This is a genomic window from Falsiroseomonas sp. RANM36 (assembly GCF_056682175.1).
Genome location: NZ_JBWXTD010000004.1, coordinates 411,785 through 419,297, shown reverse-complemented (window position 1 = coordinate 419,297; position 7,513 = coordinate 411,785). Strand labels below are relative to the sequence as shown.

The following is a 7,513-nucleotide window of genomic DNA, read 5'->3' as shown; positions in this document are numbered from 1 at the left end:
CCCATTGCGGCCCGGCCGGCCCGAAGCCGAGCGACAGACGCGGATGGCCGGACCAGCGCGCGGCAAGCCGGTCGTGGGGGGCGGGGGGGGGGGCGGCGGGGGGGGGCGGCGCCCCCCGGCCAGGCCGAGCAGGCCGAGGCCGAACAGCGCCAGCGTCGCCGGCTCGGGCACCGGCACGTCCCGCAGCAGGTCGGCGCGGACGTAGAAGCCCGCCGGCACACCGCCCGGCAGCTGGTTGGCGAAGATGTCGTAGCTGTACGTGCCTGCGCCCAGCGTGATCTGGGTCCGCGCATAGCTGGCATTCACCCACGCGAAGTCCGCCGGGTCGGCGCCGGGAGTCCAGGCTGTGGGCAGCAGCGCGAAGGCGGTCGTCGCCTCGAGCCCAGACGTCGAATAGACGTCATAGACGTCGCCCGCGATGAAGGCATCGACCACGGAGAAGACGCCGGGGCCGGTGAGTGTGAAGGTCCAGGGCGAGTTGTCGCTCGCGACATTCGACGACGAGATCTGATCGTACTGCCATCCGCCGCCCACCGGGAGAGGAGCGGCCTGCGCGGCCGAGACGGTCAGCAGCAGGCCGAGGCCCGCAACCAGGGACGTGAACCAGGATCGTAGCTGCACCTTGGCGCTCCTTCGCTTGCCACAGCCTGCCCGCATAGGTTGAGCGGCTTCGCTGCATAACAAGCAATGAGCATGCCAAATGCGTAAATCATTGATTGTTAACGCTGTCATCGCCGGCGCGGGTCCAGGATGCGCAACAGTTGTAAAGCGGCCCTACAGAACACCGTAAAAGTTGCTGACATCACGTTGTCAGAGCCGGAATAGAGAAATCTACGCAGCCCCACACACGTCAGAAAATGCAAGGAAAGCTTGGCGCGGGTCCGGGCGTGCCGCCGGGCCTGCTTCGGCGCCGCGCGCGGTCAGGCCCCGGCACGAAAAAGGCGCCGTCCCGGCAAGCCGGGCGGCGCCTCCACGAAGCACAATGGGCGCGAGAGTCCGTTCCGGCCCCCGGCGGCCGAAAATCAGGCCGTCTTGGCCGCCACGCCCTTCTCCTCCATCAGGCTCTGCAGTTCGCCCGACTGGAACATCTCCATGACGATGTCGCAGCCGCCGACGAACTCGCCCTTCACGTAGAGCTGGGGGATCGTCGGCCAGTTGGTGAAGCTCTTGATGCCCTCGCGCAGCTCCATGTCCTCCAGCACGTTCACGCCCTTGAAGGGCACGCCGACATGGGAAAGGATCTGCACGACGCGGGCGCTGAACCCGCATTGCGGGAACACCGGCGTGCCCTTCATGTAGAGCACCACCGGGTTCTCGGTGATCTCCGTCTGGATGCGGTTGTGGACGGGGTCGCTCATCCTGTCGGTATCCTTTACGATTCGGGTCAATCCGGTGCCGAGGTCTGCAGGGCGAGGGCGTGCAACTGCCCCCCCATGCGGCCCTGCAGCGCCGCATAGACGATCTGGTGCTGCTTCACGCGCGAGATGCCCTTGAAGGCCGAGGACACCACCTTCGCCGCATAGTGGTCGCCGTCGCCGGCGAGATCCTCGATCGTGACCTGCGCATCGGGCAGGGCCGACTTGATCAGCGCCTCGATCTCGGCGGCGTTCATCGCCATCAGCCAACAGCCTCCATCAGGGCGGGCAGCGTCGATTCATGGACGGCCCGCAAGGTCGCCACCGATATGGAGGAGCCGGGCGCCGGAACCAAGTCCCCGCCGCCGCTGCGCCCGATCCGCGCCGCCGGCACGCCCGCCGCCGCCGCCGCGGCCAGCAGCGGCGCCGCATCCGCCGCCCCCAGCACGTAGCGGCCCTGGTCCTCGCCGAACCAGAAGGCATGGGCCGGCAGGCCGGACGGGGCCTCCAGCACGGCGCCGATGCCGGCTGCCATCGCCATCTCCGCCACCGCGACCAGCAGCCCGCCATCGGCCACGTCATGGCAGGCCGCGACGGCGCCGGCCAGGATCTGCTGGCGGACGAAGTCGCCATTGCGGCGCTCGGCGGCGAGGTCCACCGGCGGCGGCGCGCCCGCCTCCCGCCCGGCGATCTCCCGCAGCCAGAGCGACTGGCCAAGCCACCCCTTCGTCTCGCCGATCAGCACCAGGTCGAGGCCGGGCCGCAGCGCCAGGCCGACGGCCTGCGCCGCATCTTCCAGCACGCCGACGCCGCCGATGGCCGGCGTGGGGAGGATCGCGGCGCCGTTCGTCTCGTTGTAGAGCGAGACATTGCCGCTCACGACCGGGAAATCGAGCGCGGTGCAGGCGGCGGCCATGCCGCGCACGGCGGCGGCGAACTGGCCCATGATCTCGGGCTTCTCGGGATTGCCGAAATTCATGTTGTCGGTGATCGCGAGCGGCGTCGCGCCAACCGCCGTCAGGTTGCGCCAGGCCTCGGCCACGGCCTGCTTGCCGCCCTCTTCCGGGTCGGCCAGGCAGTAGCGCGGGGTGCAATCGGTGGTCATCGCCAGGCCGCGCTTCAGGCCCTCCAGCTTTACCACCGCCGCATCAGCGCCGCCGGGACGCTGCACGGTCTGGCCGCCCACGGTGCTGTCGTACTGGTCCCAGATCCAGCGGCGCGAGCAGAGGTCGAGGCTGCCGACCAGCTTCTCCAGCGCGGGCACGACGCCCACCGGGTCGGCGATGCCCGCCGCGTCCAGCACCGGGCGCTTCGGCGTTTCCGCCGTCGGCCGCCGATAGAGCGGCGCTTCCGATTCCAGCGGCGCGAGCGGGATATCGGCCTCCACCACGCCCTTGTGCCTGATGACGATGCGGCCCGTATCCGTCAGATGGCCGATGACGGCGAAGTCCAGCTCCCACTTCCGAAAAATGGCCTCGGCCTCGGCCTCGCGGCCGGGCTTGAGGATCATCAGCATCCGCTCCTGGGATTCCGACAGCATCATCTCATAGGCGGTCATGCCGGTCTCGCGCTGGGGCACGCTGTCCAGCACCAGTTCGATGCCCACGCCGCCCTTGCCGGCCATCTCGACGGAGGAACTGGTCAGCCCCGCCGCGCCCATGTCCTGGATGGCGACGATCATGTCGGTGGCCATCAGCTCCAGGCAGGCCTCGATCAGCAGCTTCTCGACGAAGGGATCGCCGATCTGCACGGTCGGGCGTTTTTCTTCCGTGTCGGCGGAGAATTCGGTGCTGGCCATGGTGGCGCCGTGGATGCCGTCGCGCCCCGTCTTGGATCCCACATAGACCACCGGATTCCCGATGCCCGCGGCAGCCGAAAGAAAAATACGGTCGGCGGGGGCGATGCCGACGGTCATGGCGTTGACCAGCGGGTTGCCGTTGTAGGCGGGGTGGAAGTTCACCTCGCCCCCCACGGTCGGCACGCCGACGCAATTGCCGTAGCCGCCGATGCCGCGCACCACGCCGTCGACGATGCGCTTCATCCGCGGCGCGTCGGGCGATCCGAAGCGCAGCGCGTTGAGGTTGGCGATCGGCCGCGCGCCCATCGTGAAGACATCGCGCAGGATGCCGCCGACGCCCGTCGCCGCGCCCTGGTAGGGCTCGATGAAGGATGGGTGGTTATGGCTCTCCATCTTGAAGATGGCGGCGAGCCCGTCGCCGATCGCGATCACGCCCGCATTCTCGCCCGGCCCGTGGATCACCCAGGGCGCCTTGGTGGGCAGGGTCCGCAGCCAGACGCGTGACGATTTGTAGGAGCAATGCTCCGACCACATCACGCTGAAGATGCCGAGTTCGGTCAGCGAGGGCGTGCGGCCGAGGATCGTCAGCACGCGGTCGTATTCGTCGGCCTTCAGGCCGAACTCGGCCGAGAGTTTCCGGGCGCGGACAGGGTCGAGGGAAGTCGGGGTCGTCACGCCGCCACGCTCTCCACGATGCTCGTGAACATCGGCAGCCCGTCCGTGCCGCCCATCAGCGGGTCCACCAGGTCCTCCGGATGCGGCATCAGGCCGCAGACGCGGAGATTGGGCGAGAGGATGCCGGCGATGTTGTCGCGCGCGCCGTTGCGGTTGGCCGCCGCCGTCACCGCGCCTTCCGGCGTGCAATAGCGGAAGGCGACCAGGTTCTCGGCCACGAGCCGCGCATGCGTCGCGTCGTCACAGAAGAAATTGCCATCGCCATGCGCCATCGGCGCGCGGAACACCGCCCCATGGCGCCAATGCGCGGTGAAGGGCGTGCCGGCGCGCTCGACGCGCATGTGGCAGTCCATGGACAGGAACCGCAGCGTCGCGTTGCGCAGCAGCGCGCCCGGCAGAAGCCCGGCCTCGCACAGGATCTGGAAGCCGTTGCAGACGCCGAGCACATGCCCGCCCTTGGCCGCGAAGCCCGCGACCTCGCGCATGATGGGCGACTGCGCGGCCATCGCGCCACATCGCAGATAATCGCCGTACGAGAACCCGCCCGGCAGCACGACCAGGTCGGTGCCCTGCGGCAGCGCCGTCTCGCGATGGAACAGCATCACGGGCTTGCGCCCCGTCGCACGCTCCAGCGCGATCGCCATGTCGCGCTCGCGGTTCGTGCCGGGGAAGACGACCACGACGGCCTTCATGACGCTACTCCATCCACACCCGCAGCCAGTGCAGCCCGCCGAGCACCACGAGCGTCGCCACCACGGCGAGCGCCGCCGCCGTCACCCAGCGGTCCAGCCCCTTCTTGCCGCGCCCGATCAGGCCGAGCCGCCGCTGCTGCGCCGCCACCTGGGGCATGCGCTGCTCACGCCAGCGCAGGCCCCAGGCGATGAGCACGGTCAGCACCAGGACGATGAGGACGGAGGCCTTGACCATCGCGGGTCAGAGGACCTCGACCCGGAAGCTTTCGATCACGGTGTTCGCCAGCAGGCGCCGCGCCATCTCCTCGGCCGCCGCCTTGGCTTTCGCCGCGTCGGTCTCGGCAAGCTCGAGCTCGATCACCTTGCCCGCGCGCACTTCGCCAATGCCCGCGAACCCCAGGCCCTCCAGCGCATGGCCGATCGCCTTGCCCTGAGGATCGAGCACGCCTGCCTTCGGCATGACGTAAACCCTGGCTTTCATCGTGGGGACATCCGATTCACGTCTCCGGTGCTCCCTCGCTTCGCTCGCTGCGCCGGCCTTGCGCCCCTGGGACGACCGGATGTCACTGGACTGTCTCCGGCCCCTTCATGTCCCGCACGCCGGCTTCCGGCAGGATGCCGAGGCGGCGCGCCACTTCCTGGTAGCCTTCCTCGACCTTGCCGAGATCGCGGCGGAAGCGGTCCTTGTCCATCTTCTCGCCCGTCTTGGCGTCCCACAGGCGGCAATTGTCCGGGCTGATCTCGTCGGCGAGGACGATGCGCATGTCCTCGTTCTCCCACAGCCGGCCGAATTCCAGCTTGAAGTCCACCAGCGTGATGCCGACGCCGAGGAAAAGGCCCGAGAGGAAGTCGTTCACGCGCAGCGTCAGCGCGACGATGTCGTCGATGTCCTGCGTGGACGCCCAGCCGAAGCAGGTGATGTGCTCCTCGCTCACCATCGGATCGCCGAGCTGGTCGTTCTTGTAGTAGAACTCGATGATCGAGCGAGGCAGCCGCGTGCCTTCCTGGATGCCGAGCCGGGTGGAGAGGCTCCCGGCGGCGACGTTGCGGACGACGACCTCAAGCGGAATGATCTCGACCTCGCGGATCAGCTGCTCGCGCATGTTGAGGCGGCGGATGAAGTGGTTGGGCACGCCGATCTCGTTGAGCCGGGTCATCAGGTATTCGCTGATGCGGTTGTTCAGCACGCCCTTGCCCGTGATGGTGCCCTTCTTCTGGGCGTTGAAGGCGGTGGCGTCGTCCTTGAAATACTGCACGAGGGTGCCGGGCTCCGGACCCTCGAAGAGGATCTTCGCCTTGCCCTCGTAGACCTGCCGGCGGCGCGCCATGGGTGGGGGAACTCCTGTCTCTGCCGCGCAGCCGGGCCCCGGAAGCGTCCGGGCGGGCGCGCGAGGCCGCGGGGGGCGCGCCCCGGGGAAACCGAACGGGATATAGCAGGCCCCGCACCAAGCCGCCACGCCGGGCGCGGGCGGGGGCCATGCGCCCGTCGCTCGCGCGGTTTCAGAACGCGTCCGCCAGGATGCTCGCCACCACGCCCGTCGCCACGGCGATCAGCACCAGCGAGGTGCCGACCAGCGCATACTCGTAGCCCGGCCGTACCGGCAGAAGCCGGAGCAGATCGGGCGGCACGGCGCGCTTGGCCAGACCGGGGGGCAGCGGCTTGCCCTGGGCCAGCCGGTTGCGCATGCCGGGCGGCAAAGGCTGCGCGGCGAAGCCAGGATTTCCCCCCAACCAGAGCCGGATGGTGTCCCGTTCGCCCGCGCCGAGGCTCGCTGGCGGCCCGCCGCGGCCAGGCGATCCGCCCCGGCCGCCCCCGCCATTGCCCTGGTCACCCCGTCCGGACGGCGGCCCGCTGCGCTGGCCCTGGCCCTGGTGCTTGCCTTGGCCGCCCTGGCCGCGACCCTGACCCTGCCCGCGCCCATCCGGCTGCGCGAGTGCCGGCCAGGGCGCGAGGCACATCGCGGCGAGCAGGAAGCGACGTGGTGCGGGCATCAGGCTCGGTTCTCCAAGCGCAGCGCGGCGAAGCCGCCAGGCGCGGGACGACCGGCGCTGAAACGCCAGTCCAGCCGGCCTCGCGCATCGAGGCTCAGCAGGCTGCTGCAGACCGTGCCGAAGCCCGCCACCGGCGGCACGTTCAACGCGCCGCCGAGGCCTTCGTCGCCAAATCCGTCATCCGCGAGCAAGGCCTCCCACGCCGCCCAGTCGCCCGCTGCGGGGTCGGGCGCCGGTGCCGTGCGGAACCGGGGCAGGTGGCGGGCGATTCGCGGGCTGGCGAGGTCGTTGGGCTCATGCGCGGTGACCATGCTGATCCCCGCGTCGAGCGCCGTCGCCTCCGGCACGCCATGTCCAAGGCCGCGCAGGAAGAAGGCCTCCCGCGCATCGGCGATCACCAGGTTGAAGGGCCGCCACGCGCCGGCATCCAGCGTGGCGATCGCCGCCGCCGCCGCCGCGGCCGAGGGTTCCGACAGCGCCAGCAGCGGCAATTCCCCGCGTGATCGCTTGCCCGGCTCGGGGCCGAGGCTGCCCGGCCTGTTCAGCACCGCCGCGACGATGCCGCCGCGCGCCGCCATCCAGGTGCCGCCGCCCATGCGGTCCCGCCCCCCGACCAGGCCCGGATGCCCCGGCCAGTACGCGGCAGGCGGGTCCCATGCGCGGTCGAGCCGCTCGTCGCGATTCGCCGCCAGGATCAATGGCCAAGCATGGCCCGGCCGGCGCAGCAGGATCACGGTGCACATGGGCCGATCCTGGCAGCGTCGCGGCGCCGGCGCAGCCCCGACCGGTCAGAACCGGAAATACAGCCCGATGCCCGGCGGCGGCGGAGGCGGCGGATAATAGTAGCGCGGCGGCGGATAATAGACCTGCGGCGGCGGGTAGTAGACGCGCGGCGGCGGCGCGTAATAGCCATAGCCCGGCGGCGGCCCGCGCCAGCGGGGCGGGGGGGGCGCGGGGCGCGCCCCCGGCCCCCGGCGCCCACGCAAGCAGAACGCCCGGGC

At 70.3% G+C, this 7,513-nt stretch carries 11 protein-coding genes; all 11 read right to left on the bottom strand.

Going from position 1 to position 7,513, the window contains the following annotated elements; all coding sequences use genetic code 11:
* A partial coding sequence (locus AC1MIR_RS15765; protein ID WP_480029137.1) for a PEP-CTERM sorting domain-containing protein occupies window positions 1-621 on the bottom strand: 621 nt, incomplete at its 3' end.
* A gap of 401 nt (window positions 622-1,022) precedes the next feature.
* Window positions 1,023-1,358 (bottom strand): Grx4 family monothiol glutaredoxin, encoded by a 336-nt coding sequence (gene grxD / locus AC1MIR_RS15760; protein ID WP_480029136.1) that lies wholly within the window; start codon window positions 1,356-1,358, stop codon window positions 1,023-1,025.
* Window positions 1,359-1,384: 26 nt separating this feature from the next.
* Window positions 1,385-1,618 (bottom strand): BolA family protein, encoded by a 234-nt coding sequence (locus AC1MIR_RS15755; protein WP_109870398.1) that lies wholly within the window; start codon window positions 1,616-1,618, stop codon window positions 1,385-1,387.
* Window positions 1,618-3,828, bottom strand: a complete 2,211-nt coding sequence (purL, locus tag AC1MIR_RS15750) for a phosphoribosylformylglycinamidine synthase subunit PurL (protein WP_480029135.1) — start codon at window positions 3,826-3,828, stop codon at window positions 1,618-1,620. The genes AC1MIR_RS15755 and purL overlap by 1 nt, the downstream gene beginning before the upstream one ends.
* Window positions 3,825-4,520 carry a phosphoribosylformylglycinamidine synthase subunit PurQ gene (purQ, locus tag AC1MIR_RS15745; RefSeq protein WP_480029134.1) on the bottom strand — a complete coding sequence of 232 codons (696 nt, stop codon included), beginning with the start codon at window positions 4,518-4,520 and terminating at the stop codon, window positions 3,825-3,827. Before purQ ends, purL begins: the two co-directional genes overlap by 4 nt.
* 4 nt (window positions 4,521-4,524) lie before the next feature.
* The gene (locus AC1MIR_RS15740) at window positions 4,525-4,755 is read right to left on the bottom strand and encodes a hypothetical protein (RefSeq protein ID WP_480029133.1); all 231 of its coding nucleotides are present in this window, start codon (window positions 4,753-4,755) and stop codon (window positions 4,525-4,527) included.
* A gap of 6 nt (window positions 4,756-4,761) precedes the next feature.
* Complete coding sequence (gene purS, locus AC1MIR_RS15735; RefSeq protein WP_480029132.1) at window positions 4,762-5,001, bottom strand: phosphoribosylformylglycinamidine synthase subunit PurS; 240 nt, start codon at window positions 4,999-5,001, stop codon at window positions 4,762-4,764.
* A gap of 82 nt (window positions 5,002-5,083) precedes the next feature.
* Complete coding sequence (purC, locus tag AC1MIR_RS15730; RefSeq protein ID WP_109870404.1) at window positions 5,084-5,848, bottom strand: phosphoribosylaminoimidazolesuccinocarboxamide synthase; 765 nt, start codon at window positions 5,846-5,848, stop codon at window positions 5,084-5,086.
* Between the two features lie 172 nt (window positions 5,849-6,020).
* Window positions 6,021-6,512: an anti-virulence regulator CigR family protein gene (locus AC1MIR_RS15725; protein ID WP_480029131.1), complete on the bottom strand. Its 492-nt coding sequence runs from the start codon at window positions 6,510-6,512 to the stop codon at window positions 6,021-6,023.
* Complete coding sequence (locus tag AC1MIR_RS15720; protein WP_480029130.1) at window positions 6,512-7,255, bottom strand: NRDE family protein; 744 nt, start codon at window positions 7,253-7,255, stop codon at window positions 6,512-6,514. The genes AC1MIR_RS15725 and AC1MIR_RS15720 overlap by 1 nt, the downstream gene beginning before the upstream one ends.
* A 45-nt stretch (window positions 7,256-7,300) precedes the next feature.
* The coding region (locus AC1MIR_RS15715; RefSeq protein ID WP_480029129.1) for a hypothetical protein at window positions 7,301-7,513 on the bottom strand (213 nt) is incomplete at its 5' end.